23 protein-coding genes are annotated in these 24,074 nt (G+C 74.2%); 16 read left to right on the forward strand and 7 right to left on the reverse strand.

The window, feature by feature from the left end; genetic code table 11:
• The first annotated feature begins 2 nt into the window (after nt 1–2).
• Nucleotides 3–218, forward strand: coding sequence for an MbtH family NRPS accessory protein (locus tag C2142_RS05360; protein ID WP_148641318.1), 216 nt, complete (start codon nt 3–5; stop codon nt 216–218).
• 83 nt (nt 219–301) lie between these two features.
• Nucleotides 302–1,465 carry a crotonyl-CoA carboxylase/reductase gene (ccrA, locus tag C2142_RS05365; RefSeq protein ID WP_148642201.1) on the forward strand — a complete coding sequence of 388 codons (1,164 nt, stop codon included), beginning with the start codon at nt 302–304 and terminating at the stop codon, nt 1,463–1,465.
• Here the strand turns inward: ccrA and C2142_RS05370 are convergent.
• Genes C2142_RS05370 through C2142_RS05380 form a run of 3 tightly spaced genes read right to left on the reverse strand, consistent with a single transcriptional unit; the run spans nt 1,449 to nt 3,951 of the window.
• Nucleotides 1,449–2,231, reverse strand: coding sequence for a 4'-phosphopantetheinyl transferase superfamily protein (locus C2142_RS05370; protein ID WP_148641319.1), 783 nt, complete (start codon nt 2,229–2,231; stop codon nt 1,449–1,451). The two genes, ccrA and C2142_RS05370, sit on opposite strands and share 17 nt — an antisense overlap.
• Nucleotides 2,228–3,703, reverse strand: coding sequence for an AMP-binding protein (locus C2142_RS05375; RefSeq protein WP_148641320.1), 1,476 nt, complete (start codon nt 3,701–3,703; stop codon nt 2,228–2,230). Before C2142_RS05375 ends, C2142_RS05370 begins: the two co-directional genes overlap by 4 nt.
• On the reverse strand, nt 3,703–3,951 hold the full coding sequence (locus C2142_RS05380) for an acyl carrier protein (RefSeq protein ID WP_148641321.1): 249 nt from the start codon (nt 3,949–3,951) through the stop codon (nt 3,703–3,705). The genes C2142_RS05375 and C2142_RS05380 overlap by 1 nt, the downstream gene beginning before the upstream one ends.
• Before the next feature lie 351 nt (nt 3,952–4,302).
• On the opposite strand from C2142_RS05380, the gene paaA reads away from it, so the two are divergent.
• The 9 genes from paaA (at nt 4,303) to C2142_RS05425 (ending at nt 12,083) form a co-directional block, all read left to right on the forward strand.
• Nucleotides 4,303–5,352, forward strand: a complete 1,050-nt coding sequence (gene paaA, locus C2142_RS05385) for a 1,2-phenylacetyl-CoA epoxidase subunit PaaA (protein WP_148641322.1) — start codon at nt 4,303–4,305, stop codon at nt 5,350–5,352.
• Entirely contained in the window at nt 5,349–5,693 is a 345-nt protein-coding gene (gene paaB, locus C2142_RS05390; protein WP_148641323.1) for a 1,2-phenylacetyl-CoA epoxidase subunit PaaB, read from the forward strand. Before paaA ends, paaB begins: the two co-directional genes overlap by 4 nt.
• Entirely contained in the window at nt 5,683–6,483 is an 801-nt protein-coding gene (gene paaC / locus C2142_RS05395; protein ID WP_148641324.1) for a 1,2-phenylacetyl-CoA epoxidase subunit PaaC, read from the forward strand. The genes paaB and paaC overlap by 11 nt, the downstream gene beginning before the upstream one ends.
• A gap of 86 nt (nt 6,484–6,569) precedes the next feature.
• Nucleotides 6,570–7,079, forward strand: coding sequence for a 1,2-phenylacetyl-CoA epoxidase subunit PaaD (paaD, locus tag C2142_RS05400; protein WP_148641325.1), 510 nt, complete (start codon nt 6,570–6,572; stop codon nt 7,077–7,079).
• 6 nt (nt 7,080–7,085) lie between these two features.
• On the forward strand, nt 7,086–8,183 hold the full coding sequence (locus tag C2142_RS05405) for a 2Fe-2S iron-sulfur cluster-binding protein (RefSeq protein WP_148641326.1): 1,098 nt from the start codon (nt 7,086–7,088) through the stop codon (nt 8,181–8,183).
• Nucleotides 8,184–8,240: 57 nt separating this feature from the next.
• A complete protein-coding gene (locus C2142_RS05410; protein WP_148641327.1) occupies nt 8,241–9,014 on the forward strand; it encodes an SDR family oxidoreductase in 774 nt (257 codons plus the stop codon).
• A gap of 18 nt (nt 9,015–9,032) precedes the next feature.
• Nucleotides 9,033–9,869 (forward strand): tryptophan 2,3-dioxygenase family protein, encoded by an 837-nt coding sequence (locus C2142_RS05415; RefSeq protein ID WP_148641328.1) that lies wholly within the window; start codon nt 9,033–9,035, stop codon nt 9,867–9,869.
• Nucleotides 9,862–10,791 carry an alpha/beta hydrolase gene (locus C2142_RS05420; RefSeq protein ID WP_241002394.1) on the forward strand — a complete coding sequence of 310 codons (930 nt, stop codon included), beginning with the start codon at nt 9,862–9,864 and terminating at the stop codon, nt 10,789–10,791. Before C2142_RS05415 ends, C2142_RS05420 begins: the two co-directional genes overlap by 8 nt.
• An 80-nt stretch (nt 10,792–10,871) precedes the next feature.
• Entirely contained in the window at nt 10,872–12,083 is a 1,212-nt protein-coding gene (locus C2142_RS05425; protein WP_241003116.1) for an aminotransferase class V-fold PLP-dependent enzyme, read from the forward strand.
• Between the two features lie 675 nt (nt 12,084–12,758).
• On the opposite strand, the gene C2142_RS05430 is transcribed toward C2142_RS05425, so the two are convergent.
• The 4 genes from C2142_RS05430 to C2142_RS05445 are packed head-to-tail and all read right to left on the reverse strand — an operon-like array spanning nt 12,759 to nt 17,621.
• The gene (locus C2142_RS05430; RefSeq protein WP_148641330.1) at nt 12,759–14,240 is read right to left on the reverse strand and encodes an ATP-binding cassette domain-containing protein; all 1,482 of its coding nucleotides are present in this window, start codon (nt 14,238–14,240) and stop codon (nt 12,759–12,761) included.
• A complete protein-coding gene (locus C2142_RS05435; protein WP_148641331.1) occupies nt 14,237–15,088 on the reverse strand; it encodes an ABC transporter permease subunit in 852 nt (283 codons plus the stop codon). The genes C2142_RS05430 and C2142_RS05435 overlap by 4 nt, the downstream gene beginning before the upstream one ends.
• Nucleotides 15,085–16,029, reverse strand: a complete 945-nt coding sequence (locus C2142_RS05440; protein WP_277347321.1) for an ABC transporter permease — start codon at nt 16,027–16,029, stop codon at nt 15,085–15,087. The genes C2142_RS05435 and C2142_RS05440 overlap by 4 nt, the downstream gene beginning before the upstream one ends.
• A 32-nt stretch (nt 16,030–16,061) precedes the next feature.
• The gene (locus tag C2142_RS05445) at nt 16,062–17,621 is read right to left on the reverse strand and encodes an ABC transporter substrate-binding protein (RefSeq protein WP_148641332.1); all 1,560 of its coding nucleotides are present in this window, start codon (nt 17,619–17,621) and stop codon (nt 16,062–16,064) included.
• A gap of 391 nt (nt 17,622–18,012) precedes the next feature.
• Here C2142_RS05445 and C2142_RS05450 point away from each other — a divergent pair, with 391 nt between their 5' ends.
• From C2142_RS05450 to C2142_RS05470, 5 genes are read left to right on the forward strand one after another with little or no spacing between them, the layout of a single operon-like run.
• Complete coding sequence (locus tag C2142_RS05450) at nt 18,013–19,002, forward strand: TauD/TfdA family dioxygenase (protein WP_148641333.1); 990 nt, start codon at nt 18,013–18,015, stop codon at nt 19,000–19,002.
• Between the two features lie 53 nt (nt 19,003–19,055).
• Nucleotides 19,056–20,045, forward strand: coding sequence for an ornithine cyclodeaminase family protein (locus C2142_RS05455; protein WP_206670894.1), 990 nt, complete (start codon nt 19,056–19,058; stop codon nt 20,043–20,045).
• Nucleotides 20,036–21,373: a Y4yA family PLP-dependent enzyme gene (locus C2142_RS05460; RefSeq protein WP_148641334.1), complete on the forward strand. Its 1,338-nt coding sequence runs from the start codon at nt 20,036–20,038 to the stop codon at nt 21,371–21,373. The genes C2142_RS05455 and C2142_RS05460 overlap by 10 nt, the downstream gene beginning before the upstream one ends.
• 37 nt (nt 21,374–21,410) lie before the next feature.
• Nucleotides 21,411–22,442: a cysteine synthase family protein gene (locus C2142_RS05465; protein ID WP_148641335.1), complete on the forward strand. Its 1,032-nt coding sequence runs from the start codon at nt 21,411–21,413 to the stop codon at nt 22,440–22,442.
• A gap of 23 nt (nt 22,443–22,465) precedes the next feature.
• Complete coding sequence (locus tag C2142_RS05470; protein WP_148642205.1) at nt 22,466–23,893, forward strand: MATE family efflux transporter; 1,428 nt, start codon at nt 22,466–22,468, stop codon at nt 23,891–23,893.
• The last annotated feature ends 181 nt before the right edge of the window (nt 23,894–24,074 follow it).

The raw sequence follows: 24,074 nt of genomic DNA on the forward strand, positions 1-24,074 counted from the left end.
CCGTGAGCAGTCCGTTCGAGGACCGCGGCGACGAGGCGTCGCACGTGCTCCTGGTGAACGCCGCAGGAGAACACTCGCTCTGGCCGGTCTTCGCCGAACTCCCGGCCGGCTGGCGGCAGGTGCTGCCGGCCGCCTCCCACCGTGCCTGCCTGGCGGCCGCCGAGCACGCGGCCGCCGCTTCCACCCCCGGTACCACCACCCGAGGAGTCTCCCGGTGATCCAGCCGAGCCAGGTCCCCTTCGCCGAGAAGGACCTCTACGAACTGGGCGACGCCCCCGAGTTGGGGCACACGCCGCGGCACATGTACGCCTCGCTGATCCGCCGGGAGCGCTACGGCCGCCCCGCGGACGCCTTCCGCACCGAGGTGGTGGACGTGCCGCCGGTCGGCCGCAACCAGGTGCTGGTGAAGGTGATGGCGGCCGGCGTCAACTACAACAACGTCTGGGCGGCGCAGGGTTACCCGCTGGACGTGATCGCGGCGCGGCAGAAGCAGGGCGCCACCGAGGACTTCCACATCGGCGGCTCCGACCTCTCCGGCGTGGTGTGGGCCACCGGCGAGGGGGTGCGGCAGTTCAGGCCCGGCGACGCGGTGGTGGTGCTCGCCAGCACCTGGGACGAGCACGCCGAGGACATCCGGCTCGGCGCCGACCCGGCGACCTCCGCCAGCCAGCGGGTGTGGGGCTACGAGGAGAACTACGGCTCCTTCGCGCAGTTCGCGGTGGTCGGCGAGTACCAGTTGCACCCCAAGCCCGCCCGGCTGTCCTGGGCCGAGGCCGCCTGCTACCTCGCGACCGCGGCCACGGCCTACCGCCAGCTGTTCGGCTGGGAGCCGCACACGGTCCGGCCCGGCGACCCGGTGCTGATCTGGGGCGGCGCGGGCGGCCTGGGCAGCATCGCGATCCAGCTGGTCCGGCACGCCGGGGGCGTCCCGGTGGCGGTGGTCTCCAACGAGGAGCGCGGCGAGTTCTGCGTGCGCCTGGGTGCCCACGGCTGGATCGACCGGCGCGACTTCGACCACTGGGGACGGCTGCCGGACGCCACCGACCAGGAGGCGATGGCCCGCTGGCTCCAGGGGGCCCGGGCGTTCGGCCGCCGGTTCTGGGAGGTGCTGGGCGAGCGGCGGGCGCCGCGGATCGTGCTGGAGCACTCCGGCCAGGACACCATCCCGACCTCGATGTACCTGTGCGACAACGCCGGCATGGTGGTCATCTGCGGCGGCACCACCGGCTACAACGGCGACGTGGACCTGCGGTTCCTGTGGATGCGGCAGAAGCGCCTGCAGGGCTCGCACGTGGCCAGCGCCCGGGAGGCGCGGGAGGTGTCCGCGCTGATCGAGCAGGGGTTCGTCGACCCGTGCCTGTCGCGCACCTTCGACTTCGAGGATGTCGGGCTGGCGCACCAGCTCATCCACGACAACCAGCACCCGCCGGGCAACATGGCGGTGCTGGTCAACGCCGGACGCTAGCGGGCAGCGCCGTCCAGCAGAACACCCCGTCGCCCGCGGCGCTGATCCGCACCAGCGCCGCGGGCGGCGGTGCACCCGGTGCCCGGGCCGTACCCGGCGGGCGCGGCACGCCGGGCGCGCCCGGCAGAATCGGCCGCAGCCGCAAGGCCCGCGGCCGGGCGCCGGCCGGCGGCGGGTCGGCGGTCAGGCGGGCCACGGTGAGCGTGCCGAAGGTCTCCGGCTGCAGGCCGCACAGCAGTTTGAAGGCCGCCTCCTTGGCGGAGAACAGGGCCAGCAGCCGGTGCTGCGCGCCCGGCGTACCGGCGTCGCCGGCCCAGGCGCGCTCCGGCCCGGTCAGCACCAGGCGTGCCGCGGCGGCCGGCAGCGGGCGCAGCTCCAGGTCGCAGCCGACCGCGGCGTAGCGGCTGAGCGGCGCGGCGACGGCCACCGCGAGCCCGGCCGAGTGGCTGATGGACAGTGCCCAGCCGGCCGGCGCCAGCGGGCGGCGCCCGGCCCGCCCGATCTCGCCGCCCGGGCCCCCGGCCGCGCGCAGCGCCCGCCGCGCGGCCCACCGGCCGGCCAGGAACTCGCGGCGGCGGGTGGGCGGCATCCCGGCCGCGGCCCGTGCCTCGCCCGGCCCGGCGGGCGTGACGTCCACGTGCCCGGCGTCGCCGTCCCCGTCGGCCCCGGCGACGGCCCAGGCCAGGGAGAGGCCGCGGGCGGCCAGTGCAGCACGAAGCGGCGGCAGGTCGTCCAGGACCTGCCGCCGTGTGAGCTCCGCGGTCACGCCCGGAGCAGCTTCTTGACGATCTTTCCGGCCGGATTGCGCGGCACCTGCTCGATGAACTCGATCCGCGCCGGGCGCTTGTACGGCGCCAGCCGCTCGGCCAGGTGGCGCTGCAGTTCGGCGCGGCCGGTGCCCGCCGCGGCGACCACGTAGGCCAGCGGCACCTCGCCGTAGTCGGCGTCGGGCACGCCGACCACGGCCGTGTCCTGCACCGCCGGGTGCTGCAGCAGCGCCCGTTCGATCTCGGACGGGTAGACGTTCTGCCCGGCCCGCAGGATGAGGTCCTTGGTGCGGTCGACCAGGTGGATGCGGCCGGCCCGGTCGATCCGGCCGAGGTCGCCGGTGCGGATCCAGCCGTCCGTCGTGGTGATCTCGGCGGTGGCGTCCGGGTTGTGCAGGTATCCGTGCATGACGCCCGGCCCGCGGACCACGATCTCGCCGATCGCCTCCGGCGCCACCTCCTGCCCGTCGGCGCCGATCGCGCGCACGGACATGCCGGGGATGACCCGGCCGGCGGGGACGATCTCGCCCACCGCGTCCGGGGCCGGGTGCTCCTCCGGGCCGAGGGTGACGAACGGGCCGCCGACCTCGGTCATGCCGTAGACCTGCCGGAACCCGCAGCCCAGCCGCTCGGCGGCCGCCACGTACACCTCGGGAGGCATCGGCGCGGCGCCGTACATCACCTCGCGCAGGGTTCCGAGCTCGGTGCGTTCCAGGACCTTGGCCTGCAGCATGAAGCGCAGCATCTGCGGGACCAGCCAGATGTGCGTGGCGCGGTGGGTCTCGATCGCGGCCAGCGCGCGCTGCGGGTTGAAGCCGGGTATCAGCACGGCGGTGGCCCCGGCGGCCAGGTAGGTCAGTGTGACCACCATGCTGCCGTGGTAGAGCGGGCAGCAGTTGACCAGCACCATGTCGTCGGCCGGCCTGCTGACGGCCAGCCAGCCGAGCGCGATGGCCCGGAACGACCGCTGGTCCACCACGACGCCCTTGGCCCGCCCGGTGGTGGCCGAGGTGTGCAGGATGGCGACGGGGTCGGTGTCCGCGACCTCCGGCAGCTCGAACTGCGGGGCCCCCGCACCGAGTTCCGCGAAGGCCGGCTCGTCCAGGGCGATCCGCCGCGGCACCGGAAGGTCCGCGAAGCGCTCCAGCAGCGCCGTCTCGCCGATCAGGGCGGCCGGCTCGACCCGCTCCACGATCTCGGCGACCTCGGACACCGTGAGACTGTGGTTGAGCGGCACGAACAGCGCGCCGATCCGGGCCAGCGCGAAGTAGGTCTCAAGCACCTCGACGCGGTCCAGCGAGAGCACCACCACCCGGTCACCGGGGGCGATGCCGAGAGCCGCCAGCCCCCGGGCGAGGCGGACGGTGCGCTCGTGGAACTGGGACCAGGTGACCGAGCGGCGCTCGTCCACCAGCGCCACCCGGTCGGGGAAGCACTGCCGGTTGCGTTCCGCCAGCTGGCTGAGCCACATCACGCACCGCCGGACTGCTGGACGGCGCTCCGCTCCTCGACGAAGCGCTCGTAGTCACCGATCGTGGCGAGCTTCTCCATGTCCTCGGCGGTGACCTCCACGCCGGTGCGCTGCTCGATGAGCAGGACCAGACGCACCAGGTCTCCGCTGTCGATGCCGCTGGCCGCGAGGTCGACGTCGTCACCGATCCCGTCGGTGTACTCCGAGGTGCCGGTCAGTTCCACCAGCATCGACCTGATCAGGCTCATGGTTTCCCTTTCGCTGTGCGCTCGTTCGCTTCATGCGCTTGTTCACTTCGCCGTGGGCCCGTCCGCCGCGCCCGTCCGCCGCGCCGCTCGTCGGCCGTCGGTCGCCGAGCAGCCGAGCAGCCGAGTAGCCGAGTAGCCGCCGCGAGCGGTGGCTCCTGGCACTGCCCTCACCTCTGGAAGGAGGGACGCCACGGGTCCGGCACTCCCCACCCCGTGCGTGACCTTCATCACGCCCGCGGATCCGCGACGCCGGGGATAGCCCGCGCCGATCGGCGCCTCTTTCTGTTTCGGAGGCGCCGATCGCGACGATGCGGCGCCCGGACCGGCAGGGGAACTGAAGGAGTGGCCAACATGACCGGCGGGCATCAGCCGACGCGGCACGCGCCGACCACCGGGCAGGGCGAACAGAGCGGTCAACTGCCGCAGAACGACGCGGAGTTGCTCGCACAGTTCGAGGCGCTGGTAGCAGCCGGCGAGACCGTCGAGCCCCGCGACTGGCTGCCCGACGGCTACCGGCGGATGCTGATCCGGCAGATCGCCCAGCACGCACACTCGGAGATCATCGGCATGCAGCCGGAGGGCGCCTGGCTGACCCGCGCGCCGACCCTGCACCGCAAGGCGGCCCTGCTGGCCAAGGTGCAGGACGAGGCCGGGCACGGCATGTACCTGTACTCGGCGGCGGAGACCCTGGGCGTGGACCGCGCCGACCTGATGGACGCGCTGCACCGCGGCCAGCAGCACTACGCGGCGACCTTCGACCACCCGGCGCTGACCTGGGCCGACACCGGCGCCATCGCCTGGCTCACGGACGGCGCCGCGGTGGTCAACCAGGCACCGCTGACCCGTACGTCCTACGGCCCCTACGCGCGGGCGATGCGGCGGGTCTGCCAGGAGGAGGCGTTCCACGTGCGGCAGGGCTACGACCAGTTGCTGGCGCTGAGCCGGGGCACGCCCGAGCAGCACCGGATGGCCCAGGACGCGGTGAACCGCTGGTGGCTGCCCGCGGTCGCCCTGATGTTCGGCCCACCGGACACCGAGGCGGGCGGCGCGGGCGTGGCCGTCGGCTCGGCGGTCTCCCGGCGGGCGATCGCCTGGGGCATCAAGCAGCACACCAACGACGAGCTGCGCCAGCGCTTCGTGGACCTGGTCGTACCGCAGGCCGCCAGCCTGGGCCTGGCCCTGCCGGACCCGGCGATCCGCTGGAACCCCGAGCGCGGCCACCACGACTTCGGCCCGGTCGACTGGCCCTGCTACCGGCAGGCGCTGGCGGAGGGCACCCACTGCGCGCGGCGGCGCCTCGCGCACCGGGAGGCGGCCCACCGGGACGGCGCCTGGGTGCGGGAGGCCGCCGAGGCGTACGCGGGCCGCGGCGGCGACGAGACGGCGGAGGTGGCGTCATGACCAGCGGGAACGGCAGCCCGTCGGCGTCCTGGGAGGTGTTCCTGCGCGCCAGCCGCGGACTGGCCCACCAGCACGTCGGCTCGGTCCGCGCGGCGGACCGGCAGCTGGCCCTGGCCACCGCGCGTGACCTGTTCGCCCGCCGCGGCGAACCGCAGTCCCTGTGGGTGGTCCGCTCGGACCAGGTGCACGCGGTCTCGCCGCAGGAGAAGGACCCGTACTTCGCCGGCGCGGCGGACAAGCCGTACCGCTACCCCGGCCACTACACCCCGCTGGGCGGTCCCGAGTCGTCCGCGACGCCCGAGCCGCCCGAGTCCACGGAGGGTGCGAGCCATGACCGCTGACACGACGGCCGGTACCGCCGTCGGGGCGACGGTGGCGCGGGAGCACGACCTGGCCCGCTGCGCGCTCGGCCTCGGCGACGACGCACTGATCCTGGCCCAGCGGCTGTGCGCCTGGATCACCCGGGCGCCGAGCATCGAGGAGGACCTGGCGCTGTCCAACATCGCGCTGGACCTGCTCGGCCACGCCCGGATCCTGCTGACCCTGAGCGGCCGCCTGGACGGCACCGGCCGCAGCGAGGACGACCTGGCGTACCTGCGCGACGGACGCGAGTTCCGCAACACGCTGCTCACCGAGCTTCCGGGCGGCGACTTCGCCGTCACGGTGGCCCGGCAGCTGCTCTACACGCACTACGCGCGGTTGTACTACGCCGAGTTGGCGAGCTGCGCGGCCCCGGAGCTGGCCGCCTTCGCCGGGCGCGCCGCAACGGAGGTGGGCTACCACCGGGCGCACGCCGACGGCTGGACGGTCCGGCTGGGCCTGGGCACGGCCGAGAGCCGCCGCCGGATGCAGCACGGCCTGGAACTGATGTGGCCGTACGCCGCCGAGTTGTTCGAGGCGGACGAGGCGGTGGCGCGGCTGGACGCGGCGGGCCTGGTCCCCGCCCCGGACAGGGTGCGCGAGCGCTGGCAGCGCGAGGTGGCCGAGGTGGCGGCCCGGGCGGGCCTGCGCGTGCCCGAGCCGTCCTGGTCGGCCGGCGGCGGCCGGGACGGGCGCCACTCGGAGGAGTTCGGGCTGCTGCTGGCCGAGCTCCAGTCGGTCCACCGCCAGTACCCGGGAGGCACCTGGTGAGCGGCCCGGCACCGGCCCGGCCGGGCTCCGCGGCCGCCGGGTCACCGCAGTCGCGGCCACCCGAACGGCGACCGGCCGAACGGCGAATGACCGAACGGCGGCCGTCCGAATGGCAACTGGCCGAACTGCGCTCCGCCGTCGAGGAGTTGCCCGATCCGGAGCTGCCCATGGTGACCCTCGGCGACCTGGGCGTCGTGCACGCGGTCCGGATCGGCTCGGACGGCACGCCGGAGGTGGAGCTCACCCCAACCTTCCTGGGCTGCCCGGCGATGGAGGTCATCGAGCGGGCGGTGCGCGGCGTGCTCGCCGAGGCCGGACACCCGGCGGGCCGGGTGCACCGGGTGCTGGTCCCGGCCTGGAGCACCGACCGGATCAGCGAGCGGGGCCGGCGCCGGCTCGCCGAGCACGGGATCGCCCCGCCGGGGCGCCCGGCCGGGGCCGAGGTCCGGGCGGTGACGGTGGCGCTCGGGCCGCCCTGCCCGCACTGCGGTTCGCAGGCCACCCGGCCGCTGAGCCCGTTCGGGGCCACCCGCTGCCAGGCGATCCTGCTGTGCACGGCCTGCCGCGAGACGTTCGCACAATTCAGGGCGGGGTGAGGCGAGGTGCTGAGCGCGATCGACGAGACCGACCGGCCCGCCGGGCCGCAAGGTTGGCACGCACTGACGGTGAGCGGGCTGGACCACCTCACCGACGACACCGTGGCGGCCACCCTCGCGGTGCCGGACCGGCTGGCCGGGGCCCTCTCCCACCGTGCCGGGCAGCACGTGGTGATCCGCCACCGGCAGGGCGAGCGCGAACTGCGGCGCTGCTACTCGGTCTGCCCGCCGCCGTTCGACCCCGGCCGGCTGCGGCTGATCGTCAAACGGGCGAGTCCGGACGGCTTCGGGGCGTACGCGACGACCCGGCTGGCGGTGGGAGACCGACTGCTGGTCTCCCCGCCGGCCGGCACCTTCCAGCTGGCCCCCGCACCGGTCACGCACCACGTGCTGCTGGCCGGCGGCACCGGCATCGCCCCGCTGCTGGCGATGGCCGCGGCCGCGCTGCGCGACGACCCGCACTGCCGCGTCTCACTGCTGTACGCCGCCCGCGGCGCCGGCTCGCTGCTGCTGGCCGACGAGCTGGCCGACCTGAAGGACGCGTACCTGGGCCGGTTCACCCTGCTCCAGGTCTTCTCCCGGGAGCGCCGGGAGGCGGACCTGCTCTCCGGCCGGCTCGACGGCGCCCGGCTGCGGCGCCTGCTGTCCGCGCCGGGCACCGAGTTCGACGCCGCCACCGCCTTCTACCTGTGCGGGCCGTGGGGGCTGGTGACGCTGGCCCGGACCGCGCTCGCCGAGGCCGGCGCGGCCGAGCGGCAGATCCGCCTGGAGCTCTTCTCGCCCGAGGGGACGCCCGCCGCGGTTCCGGTGCCGCCGGCCGGCCGCAGCGTCCAGGTGACCGCGCGGCTCGGCGGCCACACCGCCGGGGCGCGGATGCTGCCCGGCGACCGCACGCTGCTGGACGCGGTTCTGCGGGTCCGGCCGGACGCACCGTACTCCTGCCGGGTCGGGCTGTGCGGCAGCTGCCGCGCCCGGGTGGTCTCCGGCTCGGTGGTGCTGGACAGCCAGTACGCGCTCGACCCGGCCGAGGTGGCGGCCGGCTACACCCTCACCTGCCGTGCCCGTCCGCAGACGGATGCGGTCGAACTCGACTTCGACGCCTGAGACTTCGGGCGTCCCGACCGCCGGCCCCGGCTGGGCCGGCGCAGAGAGGAATCCTTCATGACGTCGACCAGACTCACCGACCGGACCGCGCTGGTGACCGGCGGCAGCCGCGGCATCGGCCGGGCGATCGCGCTGCGGCTGGCCGCCGAGGGCGCGCTGGTGGCCGTGCACTACGGCCACGACGAGCAGGCCGCACAGGACACCGTCAAGCAGATCGAGGCGGGCGGCGGCCGGGCCTTCGCCCTGCGCGCCGAGCTCGGCGTGCCGGGCGACGCCGAGGCCGTCTGGGACGGCTTCGACCGGGGTCTGGCGGCGCTCGGCGCGCCGGCCGGTGTGGACATCGTGGTGAACAACGCGGGCGTCACGCTTCCCAAGCCCATCGCGGACGTCACCGAGGAGGACTACGACCGGGTCTTCGCCGTCAACACCCGCGCGCCGTTCTTCATCCTCCAGCGTGCCCTGCCCCGGCTGCGCGACGGCGGCCGCATCGTCAACATCTCCTCGGGCGCCGCCCGGATCGCCTACCCCGCGATCGCCGCCTACACGATGACCAAGGGCGCGCTGGACGTCCTCACCCCGGCCCTGGCCCTGCAGTTGGGCCCGCGCGGCATCACCGTCAACACGGTCGCGCCCGGCTTCACCGAGACGGCGATCAATCCGACCCTCGCCGACCCGCGGATCCGCAGCACCCTCGCCGCGCACTCGGTCTTCGACCGGCTCGGAACACCCGCCGACATCGCGGACGTGGTGGCCTTCCTGGCCGGCGACGACGCCCGCTGGATCACCGGCCAGTGGATCGACGCGACCGGCGGCGTCCACCTCGGCCTCTGACACTCTGGAGCCCAACAGATGATCAACCAAACGCCCGTCCCCGGGGACGCCGCCGAGCTGGCCGTCTTCGCAGGCACCTCGCCGTACGAGGACTACGTGCACGCCTCGGTGCTCGGCTCGCTCCAGCAGCCGCTCACCGACGCGCCCGACGAGATGGGTTTCCTGGTCACCACCCAGGTGATGGAGCTGTGGTTCAAGCTGATCGTGCACGAGTGGCGCGCGGCCTGCGACGCGTTCGCCAAGCAGGACCTGCCGGCGGCGCTGGACGCACTGGAGCGCAGCCGCCGTGCCCACCTGTCGCTCAACGCCACCTGGACTCCGCTGGCCGCGCTGACGCCGGTGCGCTTCAACGGCTTCCGGGCCGCCTTCGGCCAGGCCTCGGGAGCCCAGTCCGTGCGGTACCGGATGATGGAGTTCCTGCTCGGCGAGAAGTCCGGAGCGGTCCTGGACGCCCACCGCGGCGACCCGGTGGAGCACGCCGAGCTGGGTGAGCACCTGCACGCCCCCACGCTCTGGGACGAGGTGCTGCACTTCCTGCACTCCCAGGGCCACGAGGTACCGCAGGCCGTGCTCCGACGGGACGTCACCCAGGCCTACGAACCGGACGAGGGCGTCGTCGAGGTGTGGCGGCGGATCTACCGCGGACCGCAGCACGATCCGCTCCTGCGGTTGGCCGAACTGCTCACCGACATAGCAGAGTTGGTCCAACGCTGGCGCACCGACCACCTGCTGGTGGTGCGGCGTGCGATGGGCGCCAGGCCGGGCAGCGCCGGCACCTCCGGGCTGGACTGGCTGGACCGCCGCGCGCGGCGCCAGGTCTTCCCCGAGCTGTGGACGGTGCGCAGCGATGTCTGACCCGATGTCCGACGCGACCACCACGACGACGGCCGGCTCGACGACGGCCGGCTCGAAGGCGACCTCCTCGGCGCCGAGCGGCAGGACGATCTCCGCCTTCGCCGCCGAGGAGGAGCGGCGGGTGCTCGGCCTCAGGCCGGTGCTGGCCCCGGTCCACGGCCGCTACGGCGACCACCCGCACCAGGTCTACGACCTGTGGCCGGCCGAGGGCGGCCACGACGACGCGCCCCTGGTGATCCTGCTGCACGGCGGCTACTGGCGCTACGACCGGATGCACTTGACGCCGTTCGCCGCCTACCTGGCGGGGCAGGGGCTGACCACCGTGCTGCCGGGCTTCCGCCGCTCCGGCGGCGCGGGCGGCTACCCCGAGACCTTCGACGACATCGCGCGGATCGTGGACACCCTCCCGGCCGGGCGGCCGTACGTCCTCGCCGGGCACTGCTCGGGCGGGCACCTGGCGCTGTGGGCCGGTGCCCGCGCCCTGCTGCCGGCCGACTCCCCCTGGCACAGCACCGAGCCGCCCACCGCGATCCTCGCCCTGGCCCCGCTCACCGACCTCCGGGCCACCATCCGCGACCGGCTCAGCGAGGACGCGGCCCTGCAGCTGCTCGGCGGCCCGGAGGCCGCACCCGAACGGCTGCCGCTGGTGGACCCGGTCACCCTGCTGCGCGGGCCGGGCACCACCGGGGTGCGCACCGTCCTGCTGCACGGGGCGGTCGACGAGGAGGTGCCGGCGGGTCAGTTCACCGACTACGCCGCCGTCCACCGAGACCTGGAGGTCGTCGTGCTGCCGGACACCGGCCACTACACCCTGATCGAGCCCGGCGCGCCGGGCGCCCGTGCGGTTGCGGATCAACTGCACCGCCTGGCAGCGGAGTTCGCCCCCGGGAAGGCCGTTGGGAGCGCGGGGAGCACGGCGTGAGCAGCACCGCCGAACACCTCGCCGAACACCTCGCCGAACGCCTCACCGAACCCGAACGCCTCGCCGACCGAGCCGCCGCACTGGACGCCGCTGACCCGCTGTCCGGCCTGCGCGAGCGCTTCCTGCTCCCGCCGGGCGTCGTCTACCTGGACGGCAACTCGCTCGGCGCACTGCCCGCGGCCGTCCCGCCGGTGCTGGCGGACGTGGTGCACCAGCAGTGGGGCACCGGTCTGATCCGCTCCTGGAACGACCACGCCTGGTGGCAGGCCCCGCTGCGGGTCGGCGACGCGATCGGACGGCTGATCGGCGCGGCCCCGGGGCAGGTGGTGGTCGGCGACTCCACCAGTGTGCAGCTGTTCAACGCGCTGAGCGCGGCGGTCCGGCTCCGCCCCGGCCGGCCGCTGCTGGTCGTCGACCGGGACCACTTCCCCACCGACCGGTACCTCGCCGCCTCCGTCGCCCGGCTCCACGGCCTCCGGCTCCGTGCGGTGCCGGCCGACGCGCTGGCGGGCCTGCTGTCCCGGGAGGGTGAGCAGGTGGCCGCCGTGCTCGGCGCGCCGGTGGACTACCGCACCGGCGTGCTGACCGACCCGGCGCCCGTCACCCGGGCCGCCCACGACGCGGGCGCGCTGACGGTGTGGGACCTGTGCCATGCCGCCGGAGCGCTGCCCCTCGACCTGGACGCGCTCGGCGCCGACCTGGCCGTGGGCTGCGGCTACAAGTACCTGTGCGGCGGCCCCGGCGCCCCGGCCTTCCTCTACGTGGCCCACCGCCACCAGGCCGGCTTCGACCACCCGCTGACCGGCTGGAACGGCCACGCCGACCCGTTCGACCCCACCGAGGAGTACCGTCCCGCCGAGGGCATCGCCCGCGCGCGGATCGGCACCCCGCCGATGCTCTCCCTGCTCGCGCTGGAAGCCGCCCTCACCGTCTTCGACGGCGTCGACCCGGCCCGGCTGCGCGCCAAGAGCCTCTCGCTGACCGGCTTCCTGCTCGACTGCGCCGACGACCTGCTCGCCCCGCTGGGTTTCACCCCCGCCACTCCGCGCGAACCGGGCCGGCGCGGCAGCCAGGTCGCCCTGCGCCACCCCGAGGCCTACGCCCTGGTCCAGGCCCTGGCCGCCCGCGCGGTGATCGGCGACATGCGCGCCCCCGACCTGCTCCGCTTCGGCGTCAACGCCCTCTACGTCTCCCACGCCGACGTGCTGCACGCCATGACCACCCTGCGGGAGATCGCCGCCGGGCGCGCGCACCGGCCGCACCTGGCCGGGCAGCGGGCCGTGGTGACCTGAGGCGCGACCGGTGGACCGAACGGCCGTCCCGGCGTCCCGGCCTGCGCCGAGCGGCCGGTCGGCACGGGGTCGGTGCGCCGGCGACCGGGGTCACGGCCGGGGGAGGCTTCGCCGTGGCGTGGGCCACCACGGCGAGAAGGCCGGAGGAGCCGGCCACGGGGCCGACGCCCCGGCCGATGACGAGCACGGACACGGGCACCGTGGCGGCACCGGTGTCCTCAGGGTCCAGGTGGCCGCTGTCGCCGGGCCGCGGATGTGCCGGGTCGTAGGCGGTGGCGTCGGGACCGGCCGTCCGTCGCGTGCCGCCCACCCGGCGGACGTGACAGCGGGGCCGGGCGTCCGGACGGCCCGGGCAGGCCCGTGGCCGTTCGTGGTCAGGCAGGTCACAGTGTTCATGCCACCCTCCGCATGCCTCGACGGTGGTGCCGGTCGCGAGCATGGACGGCCGCGGGGTGCCGGGAGATCCGGCCAACGCCTCGGCGGGCCGCTCGACCCGGTGGCCGACCAGCCGTCCTGCCATTCACGCTAGCGGCCGCGCAAGGGCGGACGGTGGTACCCGGGACGGAACCTCCCGGTCGGGGCGGCACCTCGGTACTACGCCGAACGGGGACGGCCGCACTGCCGCGCCGTCACCGTGCGGAGGCGGCGGGATTCCGTGGCCGGTGCGGTGCCTGATCAGCGCACGCTGTCCGCCGGGTGCCGGCTCGCGAGCGGCGCGGGACGTGGACCCGCGAGGGACAGGACGTGGTCGGCGCGGCCGGTGAGCAGTGGAAGGTCGTGGCTGACGAGGACCACCGCCAGGCCCCGGCCGGTGCGCAGATCGCCGAGGAGGTCCATGAGCGCCGAGGCGGTGTCGGTGTCGAGGGCGGAGGTGACCTCGTCGCAGAGCAGGACATCGGGTTCGGCGGCCAGCGCGCGGGCGAGGGAGACGCGCTGGCGTTGTCCGCCGGACAGCTCGTGGGGGTGGCGGTCCGCGTAGTGCGAGGGCAGGCCGACGGCGGTGAGCAGTTCGGCGACGCGCTCCCCGCACCGGGCGGCGGGGAGGCCGAAGTGCAGCTTCAGGGGCCGGGTGAGGGTGGCGCCGATGGTGTGGGCGGGGTTGAGGGCGCCGAGGGGGTTCTGCGGGACGAGCTGGATGCGGCGGCGCTGGTCGCGGGCGCGCCGTCGGTGCGAGGCCGCCAGCGGGCGGTCGTGGAGCGTCATGGTGCCGGTGTCGGGCGCGTGGAGTCCGGCGAGGGTGCGGACCAGGGTGGTTTTGCCGCAGCCCGACGGGCCGACCACGCCGGTGAGCGTGCCGGGGGTCAGGTCGAGGTCGAGGTCCGCGAGGACGGTGCGGCGGGTGCGGCCGCTGCCCGTGTGGGCGCCGAGCGACCGCACGCTCAGAACGGGGCGTTCGGCCTTGGTGTGCCGGCTCCCGGGCTCGGCGGGCGCGGCCGCCGGGGCGGCCGGTACGGTCGCCGGGCGGGCCGGGGCGGGTGACGGGGCCTGCGCGGGCCACAGGGCGAGGACTTCGTCGGCGCAGCGGGCGACGAAGTCGGGGTCGTGGCTGGTGAGGGCGACGGCGATGTCGTCGCGGTCGGCGATGGTGCGCAGCAGGTCGGCGATGTCGTCGCGCAGGGCGGCGTCGAGGCCGGCGGTGGGTTCGTCGAGCAGGAGGATCCCGGGCCGTCGGGCGAGGGCGCGGGCGAGGGCGACACGCCGCTGCTGACCGCCGGAGAGGCCTGCGGGGCGGCGGTGCCGGAGATGTCCGTCGACCGGTAGGCGGACGGCACGCAACAGGTCCGGCACGGAGGTCCCGCGCCGGTCGGCGGCGGTCTCGGTGATGAGGCGGTCCACGCGCATGCGCGGGTTGAGGCCGGAGCCGGGGTCCTGGCCGACGAAGGCGAGCCGGTGGCGGCGGAGGCGGCGGAGTTCCTCGGGTGGGAGGGCGAGGATGTCGTGGCCGAGGACGTCGACGGTGCCGGCGGTGACGCGGGCGCCGGGTGGGAGGGCTCCGGCGAGAGCGCGCAGCAGGGTGGTCTTGCCGGCGCCGGAGGGACCGGTGATGGCGTGGACGCGGCCAGGGGTGAGAGTGAGGCCGGCGTCGGTGAGCAGGGGTGTGTCCCCGAGGGCGATGGACAGGCCGGTGGCGCGGGCGGCGGGGGCGGCGGTGCTCACAGCGGTGTCTCCGGGATGGGCCGGGCGGGGGCGAGGGCTTCGGCGGCGAGGTTGACGCTGATGGCGAGCAGGCCGATGGCCAGGCACGGTGCGCCGACGGCCCAGGGGTTGAGGGTGATGCCCGGGGCGTTCTCGCGAATCATCAGGGCCCAGTCGGCTTCCGGGGGTTGGGGGCCGAGCTGGAGGAAGGCGGCGACGGAGACGATGTAGACGCCTTCGACGAAGCGCAGGCCGAACAGGGCGAGGAGGGTGGAGCGCAGGTTGGGCAGGACCTCGCGGACCGTCAGGTGCCACAGGCCCTCGCCGCCCGCAGCGGCGGCCTCGACATAGCCGGTGGCGGCGATGGGGGCGGCTGCGGCGGAGACGATCCGTACGGCGTAGGGGATGCCCAGGAGGGTGGCGGCGGCTGCGACGGCGAGGCGTCCGCCGCCGGGCCAGGCCAGGGCGATGAGCATGATGGCGAGGACGGAGGGCAGGAGGATCGTCAGGTCGGCGGTGCGTTCGATCCACCGGCCGACGGCGGGGCGCAGGGCGGCGAGGATGCCGAGGGCGGTGGCGGCTGCGGTGACGATGAGGGCGATGGCCAGGGCGGTGGCGATCAGGGGTGCTCCGCCGCTCAGGAGGCGGCTGAGGACGTCGCGGCCGAGCTGGTCACCGCCGAGCGGCGCACCGGCGCCGTCCCCGGCGTAGGGGAAGGTGACGGGGGTGTCGATGGGGTGGGGGGCGAGGAGCGGTCCGGCGAGGGCGAGGACGACCAGGAGCAGTGCGGGGACGGCGCGGACGAAGACGCGTCCTTTCCGCCGGGCGGCGGGCGGGGAGGCCGCTGCTGTCGGGGCGTCGGCGGTCATCGGCGCTCTTCTCCGAGGGTGGTGGTGCGGATGAGGTCGGCGAGCAGCAGGAGCAGGCTGATGGCGGCGCCGGCTGCGGCCACGACTCCGGCGACCAGCGCGGTGTCGCGGTCGCTGATGGCTCCGGCCAGGAGGGCACCGATGCCGGGGTAGTTGAAGAGGGTCTCGACGACGACGGTGCCGCCCAGGAGCATGCCGGCGGAGGTGGCGATGCCGACGGCGATGGCGGGCAGGGCGCCGGGGAGCATGTGGTGGCTGAGGACGCGCCGGCGCGGCAGGCCGTCGAGGACGGCTGCCTGGACGTGCGGCAGCGCGGCCTGGTCGGCGAGGGCTCCGCGCACGATGCGGGTGTTCCAGCCGATCTGGGGGATCGCGAGGGAGAGCAGGGGCAGGGCGAGCATGGTCCACGACTCGGGTCTGCCGTCGGGGCCGGTGAGTGTGACGGCGGGCAGCCAGCCGGTCCACTGGGACAGCAGGAGCAGGAGGGCGACGGAGACGACGAACTCCGGGAGCGCGAACGCGGCGGTGGAGACCGCGTCGATGGTGCGGTCGGTGCGTCCGCCCGGGCGCAGCGCGGCCCAACTGCCGAGCGCGAGCGCGCCGATGGTGCTCAGGGCGAGGGCGAGGGTGCCGAGTAGCAGGGTGTTGGGGAAGGGCCCGGCGAGGACGTCGGTGACGTGCCGGCCGCGTGCGGTGGTGCCGAGGTCGCCGGTGGGCAGGCCGGTCATCCAGTCCCAGAAGCGCTCGGCGACCGGGCGGTCGAGCCCCAGGGCGGTGCGGCGGGCGGTGAGGTCGGCGGCGGTGACGCCGCGGTCGGCGGTCGCGCCGGCGGCGTCTCCGGGGAGGAGCTCGACGGCGGCGAAGACGCCGGCGAGCAGGACGACGAGCATGGCCAGGCGCCGTGCCACCTGCCGGGCGGCCCGGCCCGCATCGGGGAGGATGCGGGCCGGGAGACTGTGCGACCGGAGCGTGGTCAACGCGCCAGCCAGGTCTTTTCGAGCTGGACGCGGCCGTAGCCGGGGAGCTTGGGCAGGTCGCGCACGGCGGCGCCGACGAGGTCGATGCCGTCGGCCATGCCCCACAGCAGGTAGCCGGACTTGGCGAACTCGATCTCCTGGAGCTGGTGCAGCAGCTTGCCGCGCCCGGCGGCGTCCGCCGTGGCCATGGCCGTGCGGTAGGCCTCGTCGAAGGCCTGGTCCTTGAAGGCGGCCTCGTTCTGGCCGGCGTCGGAGAGCATCGTCTTGGACGCGAAGAAGACGACCGAGTCGTTGGTGCCCCAGTACGTGGTGTAGAGCGGGGCCTTGAGCCAGGTGGCGTCCCAGAAGATCTTGGAGTCCTGCTTCACCACGTTGATCTTCACTCCGGCCTCGCGGGCCTGGGTGGCGAACAGGGTCGCCGACTCGGCCAGGCCGGAGATGTCCTCGGTGGTGATCAGGTCGTAGGTCTTGGAGGTGTCGAAGCCTGCGTCCGCGAGCAGCTGCTTGGCCTTGGCGAGGTCACGGGTGCGCTGGGGGATGTCCTTGGCGAAGGCGGGGTCGCCGGTGCCGAGGATGTCGTTGCCGACGCTGCCGTAGCCTGAGAGGACCTGCTTGACCATGGCGTCGCGGTCGACCGCCAGCTTGAGGGCCTCACGCACCCGCGCATCGGCGAAGGGGCCGTCGGCGGTGCGCATGACGATCGGCATCGCCATGTCGTTGGGGCGGCGCAGGATCTGGACGTCCTTGCGGGCCTCGGCGGTGCGGGCGGCGACGGCTCCGACGTTGGAGGCGACGTCGATCTGCCCGGCGAGCAGGGCGTTGGCCATGGCCTGGGGGCTCTCGAAGAGGCGGACCTCGACGGCGTCGAGGAGGACCTTGCCGCCGTACCAGGTGTCGTTGCGGACCAGGCGGGCGTTGCCGTCGCGGTACCAGTCGAGCTTGAACGGGCCGGTGCCGGGGGCGCCGGCGACCGCGTCGTCCTTGGTGTCCTTCTTGAGGACGAAGGTGGTCAGGCGGGTCAGCAGCGGCAGGTCCGCGTTGGGGTAGTCGGAGACCAGGACGACGGTCTTCGCGTCCTCGGCCTTGATGCCCTCGGGCTGGATGCCGGGCAGGCGGCTCTTGCCGGCCGGGGTGTTGCGCAGGCGCTGCAGCGACCAGACGACGTCGTCGGCCGTGACGGGTGTGCCGTCGTGGAACGTCGCGCCGTCAGCGATCGTGAAGCGCCAGGTCTTCAGGTCCTCCGACGGCTTCCAGGAGGCGGCCAGGCGCGGGACGGTGTTGGCGGTGGCCCCGGGAACGGCCAGCGTGTCGTAGAGCAGACTGATGATCAGGTAGTCGCTCTCGTTGGCCTGCGATCCGTGCGGGTCGCGGGTGATCGCCGAGGCCTTGCCGAGAGCACCGACCTTCAGCGTCCCTCCGGCGCGGGGCTGCGAGGAGGCCGTACCCGCGGATGCGGCGTCCTCGGACCCACCCGTGCCGCTGCTGCAGGCGGCGAGCGCGCCGGCCACCCCGACACCGGCACCGGCCCACAGCAGCTGTCGTCTGGTGACGCCCACGTTCGTTCCTCGATTCGGGTCGAGCTCAACTTGCTTAGGTTTACCTACCCTAAGTTCGAGACGGGCCGCAAGCCGCCCGACGGAGCGCACCCACTTCCGGGCCATGCGCCCCTCCGCCCCAAAGAGGCACTTGAGCTGGGAAGTTGACCCTGCGCAGCACGTGCACCTCCCCCCGGAACCGGGACTGCGCAAATGTAGACACCGAAATGTGGACGCCAGCCAAGTAAGGCTTGCCTTACTTCGAAGTCGTTGTTACGTTTCCTGTCGTCCGGCCGTTCGAGCCGCCCCGGACCCCACGCCTCCCCCGCTGCTCCCGCCTGCCGTCCCGCACCGGCGCGGTGATGCCGCGTGCCCGCACGCCCTCTCTCCCCTGTCCCCGGAAGGCCCCGCCGTGCCCACCTGCCCTGCCCCGGTACGCCATCTCGACACCGCCGCCGCCGCGGAACTGACCGCCACCGCCGCCAAGCTGCTGGACTTTCACGGCTCCGCGACCAGCCCCCACCTGCTGGCCGACCTGCCCGTGATGTGCGCCCAGCTCAGCGACGGACTCCGGCACGCGCTGCGCCCGGTGGACACCGCCGACGGCCTGTTCGTGCTGCGCGGCCTGCGCCCGGACGACGTCGAACTCGGCCCCACGCCCGGCCACTGGTCGACCGTCGGCGACGCCGGCGCGCTGTGGGACGTGGTGCTCCTGCTGGTCTCCGCGCTGATGGGCACCCCGATCGCCTGGGACGGCCAGCAGGACGGCCGGTTCGTGCACAACATCGTCCCGTCGCCCGGCCACGAGAGCGAGCAGACCGGCGCCTCCAGCTCCGTCCTGCTCACCCCCCACACCGAGGACGCCTTCCACCCCGGCCGCGCCCACCTGCTCCTGCTGTGCTGCATGCGCAACCACGACGACATCGCCACCACCGCGGCCAGCGTGCGCCTGGCCGACCTCGCCGACGAGGACGTCGCCCGGCTGAAGCGTCCGGTCGCACCGATCCTGCCCGACGACGCCTACGAGCAGGCCCAGAAGTTCGCCGGCCGCCCCGCACCGGTGCCCACCCTCTTCGACTCGCCCCAGGGCCTGACCATGCGTTACGACCCGGCCTACACCCCGCTGGAAGAAGCCGACGAGGCGTGGCGGGAAGCGTACGGGCGCCTCGGACAGGAGCTGGCCCGCGTCTCGGTCGCGGTGAGCCTGCGGCCCGGCGACGTCCTGGTCGTCGACAACGACCTCGTCGTCCACGGCCGCGTCCCCTTCCGGGCCCGCTACGACGGCACCGACCGCTGGCTCAAGCGGGCCTCCGTGCGCGTCGAGGGCCGCCCCACCCGCCCGGTCGCCGAACACGACGAGCACGGCTACGGTCAGGCCGCCCTCACCGCCTGGGCCTCCTGACCAGCCCTCCCGCCTTCCAGACGCCGCCTCACCCATCCGAAAGGGCACCCCACGTGGACCGGGACGACACCACCCTGCGCGTACTCTCCACCAGCGACCTCGCCGGCCTGGACATCACCCTGGCCGACGTCGTCGACACCGTCGAACAGGCCTACCGCAACCTGGCCGCAGGCCAGTCCGACAACCCGCGCAAGCTCACCGTCAAGCCCGCCGACGGGCACTCCGTCTCCTACGCCATGCTCGGCCGCGACGGGGCCCGCAACGTCGTCGCCATCAAGACCTCCTACAAGCACGGCCTCGACAAGGGCCGCGACGAGCAGCACTACTACACGACGCTGACCGTCTACGACGACGTCACCGGTCTGCCGGTCGCCATGATGGACTGCTCCCGCATCGGCTCCCTCCGCACCCCGGCCGTCTCCGCCCTGCTGGCCCGCGAGTGCGCCGCCCCCGACGCCTCCACGGCACTGGTGATCGGCACCGGCACCCAGGGCCGCCTCGCGCTGCCGTTCCTGCTCACCACCCTGCCGAAGCTGGAGCGCCTGCTGCTGTCCGGCACCCACCCCGACGGCATCACCGCCGTCCGTCAGGAGCTGGAGCGCCACTTCCCCGGCCGCGAGCTGGAGTTGGTCACCGACCTCAAGCGCGCGGCGCGCGACGCGGACATCGTCGTCGCCACCGCCGGCGGTCACACCCCCGCCGCCGTCGAGGCCGACTGGCTGAAGCCCGGCGCAACCGCGATCCTCGTCGGCCACGGCCTCGCCCCGTCCACCCTGCACCGCGCCGACCGGGTCATCGCCACCAGCGAGGCCCAGATGCGCGTCACCGGCACCGACATGGCCGACGCCGACGGCAACCTGCCCGCCGTCGACCTGGAACTGCCCGTCGTCATCTCCGGCGTCTCCAAGGCCCGAACCGCCCCCGACCAGCGGATCTTCGCCTACAACAGCGGCCTCGTGGTCACCGACATCGCGCTCGGCCACCGCTTCGCCCAGCTCGCCGCCGACCAGAACCTCGGCACCGAGGTGGCCCTGTGGCGCTGACCCTGCCCGCCCACCCCGACCCGCTCGCCGAGCGCATCCACGCGAGCGGCCTGCTCCAGGAACTCGCCCACGGCCTCGGCGGCGGGTTCCACTACCTGCTGCCGGAGCGGTTCGACGCCAACCTCGCCGCGTTCCGCACCGCCCTCACCGAAGCCGGGGTGAGCGGCAAGGTGTACTTCGCGAAGAAGGCCAACAAGGCCGCCGCGTTCATCGAACGCTGCGCCCGTGCGGGCGCCGGCGTGGACGTGGCGAGCCCGGGCGAGCTGCGCGAGGCGCTCGGCCACGGCGTACGCGGCGAGGACCTCGTCGTCACCGGCCCCGCCAAGGCCGAGGCACTGCTGCGCGTCGCGGCCCTCCAGGGCGCGCTCGTCGCCGTCGACTCCCTCGACGAACTGGAGCGCGTCCTGCACCTGGACACTCCCCGGCCCGTCCGCATCCTGCTGCGCCGCTTCCCGCCCGCCCAGCCCGGAAGCCGCTTCGGCCTCGACGACGACCAGCTCGACGCCGCGCTGCCGCGCTGCGCCTCGGCGGGTGCGCGGGTCCGGATGGAGGGCTTCAGCTTCCACCTGTCCGGCTACGAGGTGCAGCCCCGCACCGACCTCGCCGGCGAGCTCGTCGAACTGTGCCTCAAGGCCAGGGCGCTGGGACTGCAGGCCGACCGGATCAGCATCGGCGGCGGCTTCGCCGTCGACTACGTGCCCGCCGGTTCCTGGGAGAGGTTCCTCTCCGACCAGGGCCCCGACGACTACCACGGTGGCAAGGCCTTCACCGCGGGCGACTTCTACCCCTACCACTCGCCCGTCGCCGGCCCCGACGCCCTGCGCGCGATCCTCGCCGCCCGTCCGGGCGGAGCCGGTGACCCACTGGCCCAGCGGCTGCGCGAGGCGGGCGTGATGCTGCTGCTGGAGCCCGGACGCGCACTGCTCGACCGGGCCGGGTCCTCCGTCTTCCCCGTCCAGGGCGTCAAGGACCGTGCCGGGTACGGCATCCTCACCGTGGACGGCACCAGCCTGAGCCTGTCCGAGCAGTGGTTCAACAGCGAGTACCTGCCCGAGCCGCTCCTCCTTCCGCGGTCCCCCGGCGAGGACGCCGAGGAGTTCCGGGCGTGCGTCGGCGGGGCCAGCTGCCTCGACTCCGACCTCCTGAGCCGGCGCAAGATCGCTTTCCCCGCCCGGCCCCGCCCCGGCGACCTCCTCGTCTACCCCAACACCGCCGGCTACCAGATGGACTCCAACGAGTCCCCCTTCCACGAGCTGCCGTTGCCGCCGAAGGTCGTCATCGACCACCCGGACGGCTCGGTTCGGCCGCGCTGGCGCCTCGACCGCTGACCCCCCCGCACACCACGTTCTGACGGAGCTTCACGCCATGACCGACGCCTTGACCCGCCCCCCGGTGGTCAGCCGGATATCCGACCTCATCGGCTACACCCCGCTGTTCGAGCTGGCCCGCGCCGACAACGGCGCCCGCCTCCTGCTGAAGCTGGAGATGTTCAACCCCACCGGCAGCGCCAAGATCCGCATGGCCCGGCAGATGGTGCTCGACGCCGAGGAGCGCGGGCAGCTGCGCGAGGGCGGCCACATCATCGAGTCCACCTCCGGGAACACCGGCCTCGGGCTCGCCGTGGTCGCCGCCGAGCGCGGCTACCGCTTCACCGCCGTCGTCGACAACCACGCCGCCGCCGACAAGCTGCGCGGCATGAGGGCGATGGGCACCGAACTCGTCTACGTCGACGCCGACACCGACGGCGAGGAACTGCACACCGCCGCCCGCGAGGAACTCGCCGAGGAGATGGCCCTCGGCAAGGACAACACGTTCTTCACCGAGCAGCACAACAACCCCAGCAACGCGGTGGGTTACCACGCGGTCGGCCGGGAGATCGCCCAGGCCCTCGACAACCGGGTCGACGTGCTGATCGGCGCGGTCGGCACCGGCGGCGGCCTGTGCGGCACCGCCCGCGAGCTCAAGAAGTACGTGCCGGGCGTCGCGGTCGTCGGAGTCGAGCCGAAGGGCTCCATCGCCTTCGGCCCTCCCGCCCACGACTACTACCAGTCCGGCACCGGCACCCCCGAGGGCGCCACCATCGGCCTGCTCGTCGACTACGACCTCATCGACGAGGGTGTCAAGGTCGGCGACATCGAGGCCTTCGCCACCGCCCGCGTCGTCGCCCGCCGCACCGGACTGCTCATCGGCGGCTCCGCCGGAGGCGTCGTCCACGACGCCCTGGCCCGCCTGACGACGCTGCCGCCGGACGCCGTCATGGTCGCGTTCATCAACGACGGCGGCGAGAAGTACATGGACACCGTCTTCAACGACGACTGGATGATCGCCCGCAACCTCATCGACGAGGCCGTCGAGGCCGACATCGACGAGTCCCTCTCCAAACTCCGCACGCCCTGACCCCAAGAGACGTGACAACCGCCATGCAGCAGCTGACCACCCTGGCGCGCGACAGCCGCGCGCTCGCCGCCCTCGCCGTCCCGCTCGCCCTCACCCAGCTCGCCCAGGTCGCCCTCACCACCACCGACACGATCATGATGGGTGTCCTGGGTACCGAGGCGCTGGCTGCCGGCGGCCTCGCCCTGGTGATCTTCAACCAGCTCCGCACCATGGGCGTCGGGCTGGTGACCTCCGTCGGCAACCAGGTGGCAGCCGCAGCAGCCCGCGCCGAGCGCGCAGCCGACAACGAGGCCGTCGCCGTCGCGGGTGCGGACGGCGACGAGGTGCGCGGCCTGGTGCGAGCCGCGATGGCTGTCGCCACCCTCGCCGGCCTGGCCGGGGCCGTCCTGATGGTCCTCATCGGCCAGGCCGCCACCTGGCTCGGCCAGGACGCCGCCATCGCCCACCGCGCCCAGGGCATGCTCGCCGCCCTCGCCCCCGGCCTCGTGCCCTGCCTGTGGTTCCAGGCCGTCCGCCAGTTCACCGTCGGCATGCGACGCCCCCAGGCCCTGCTGCAGATCACCCTCGCCTCCGTCGCCGTCAACGCCGCCCTCAACTGGGCCTTCATCCACGGCACCTGGGGCCTGCCGCAGCTCGGCCTCACCGGCATCGGCGTCGCCACCAGCAGCGTCTACCTGTTGTCCTTCCTCGCCCTCTACGCCTCCGCGCGCCGCGACCCGCAGCTGGCCCCGCTCCTCAGCCCGGACTTCTGGCGCGCCGACGCGGCGACCGTCCGCCGCCTGCTCGGCCTGGGCACCCCCATCGCGGCCACCTACGGCTCCGAGGCCGGGTTCTTCTCCGTCACCGCCCTGCTCGCCGGCAGCTTCGGGCCGGCGGCGCTCGCCGCGCACACCGCCGTCAACCAGCTCGTCTACATCGTCTTCCAGGTCGCCGTCGGCCTCTCCCACGCCGCCTCCATCAACGTCAGCCGCGAACTCGCCCTCGGCGCGTACGCCGCCGCCCGCCGCATCAAGAACACCGCGCTCGCCTGCGGCGCCGCGGCCACCACCCTGGTCGGCCTTGCCTACCTCACGCTCCCGGACCTCGTCCTGCGCCCCTACTTCGACCCGGACTCCGTTGCCGACCAGCAGGGCCTGCAGATCGCCACCGGTCTGCTCTCCGTGGTCGCCGTCCTCCAGTTCTTCGACTGCGCCCAGAACATCGGCGTCGGACTGCTGCGCGGTCTCGACGACACCGGGAGCGGCTTCCGCATCACCCTCATCGGCTACTGGGCCGTCGGCCTGCCCGCCGCATGGCTCCTCGCCTACCCCCTCGGCGGCGACACCCGCGGCCTGTGGCTCGGCCTGCTCGTCGGCCTGGCCACCACCGCCGTCCTCCTCCTGCGCCGCTACAGCCGTGCCCTCACCGCCAAGGCCGCCGCGGCGCCCGAGAGCGTGGCCGCCGGAGCCTGACAGCCACCTGCAGGTCCGCACCGGGGGCGGGGAACCCGGACGGCCCCCGCCCCCCGGGCACACTCCGGACCCGTAGGTGACCGTGGTACCGCGGTACTACGGTCACGCCGATGATCGGCCCGCGGTACCACGGATCGCGCCGCCCCCGCCCCTAGCGTGGAACACGAGGGCGGCCGGGACG

The sequence above is a fragment of the Streptomyces sp. CB01881 genome (assembly GCF_002953255.1).
Taxonomy (GTDB): domain Bacteria; phylum Actinomycetota; class Actinomycetes; order Streptomycetales; family Streptomycetaceae; genus Kitasatospora.

Coding starts and splice junctions, on each gene's coding strand:
- ccrA (WP_148642201.1), top strand. CDS start 302: ATGTACGCCTCGCTGATCCGCCGGGAGCGCTACGGCCGCCCCGCGGAC.
- C2142_RS05375 (WP_148641320.1), bottom strand. CDS start 3,703: ATGTGGCTCAGCCAGCTGGCGGAACGCAACCGGCAGTGCTTCCCCGAC.
- C2142_RS05380 (WP_148641321.1), bottom strand. CDS start 3,951: ATGAGCCTGATCAGGTCGATGCTGGTGGAACTGACCGGCACCTCGGAG.
- paaA (WP_148641322.1), top strand. CDS start 4,303: ATGACCGGCGGGCATCAGCCGACGCGGCACGCGCCGACCACCGGGCAG.
- paaB (WP_148641323.1), top strand. CDS start 5,349: ATGACCAGCGGGAACGGCAGCCCGTCGGCGTCCTGGGAGGTGTTCCTG.
- paaC (WP_148641324.1), top strand. CDS start 5,683: ATGACCGCTGACACGACGGCCGGTACCGCCGTCGGGGCGACGGTGGCG.
- paaD (WP_148641325.1), top strand. CDS start 6,570: ATGACCGAACGGCGGCCGTCCGAATGGCAACTGGCCGAACTGCGCTCC.
- C2142_RS05410 (WP_148641327.1), top strand. CDS start 8,241: ATGACGTCGACCAGACTCACCGACCGGACCGCGCTGGTGACCGGCGGC.
- C2142_RS05415 (WP_148641328.1), top strand. CDS start 9,033: ATGATCAACCAAACGCCCGTCCCCGGGGACGCCGCCGAGCTGGCCGTC.
- C2142_RS05420 (WP_241002394.1), top strand. CDS start 9,862: ATGTCTGACCCGATGTCCGACGCGACCACCACGACGACGGCCGGCTCG.
- C2142_RS05435 (WP_148641331.1), bottom strand. CDS start 15,088: ATGACCGCCGACGCCCCGACAGCAGCGGCCTCCCCGCCCGCCGCCCGG.
- C2142_RS05465 (WP_148641335.1), top strand. CDS start 21,411: ATGACCGACGCCTTGACCCGCCCCCCGGTGGTCAGCCGGATATCCGAC.
- C2142_RS05470 (WP_148642205.1), top strand. CDS start 22,466: ATGCAGCAGCTGACCACCCTGGCGCGCGACAGCCGCGCGCTCGCCGCC.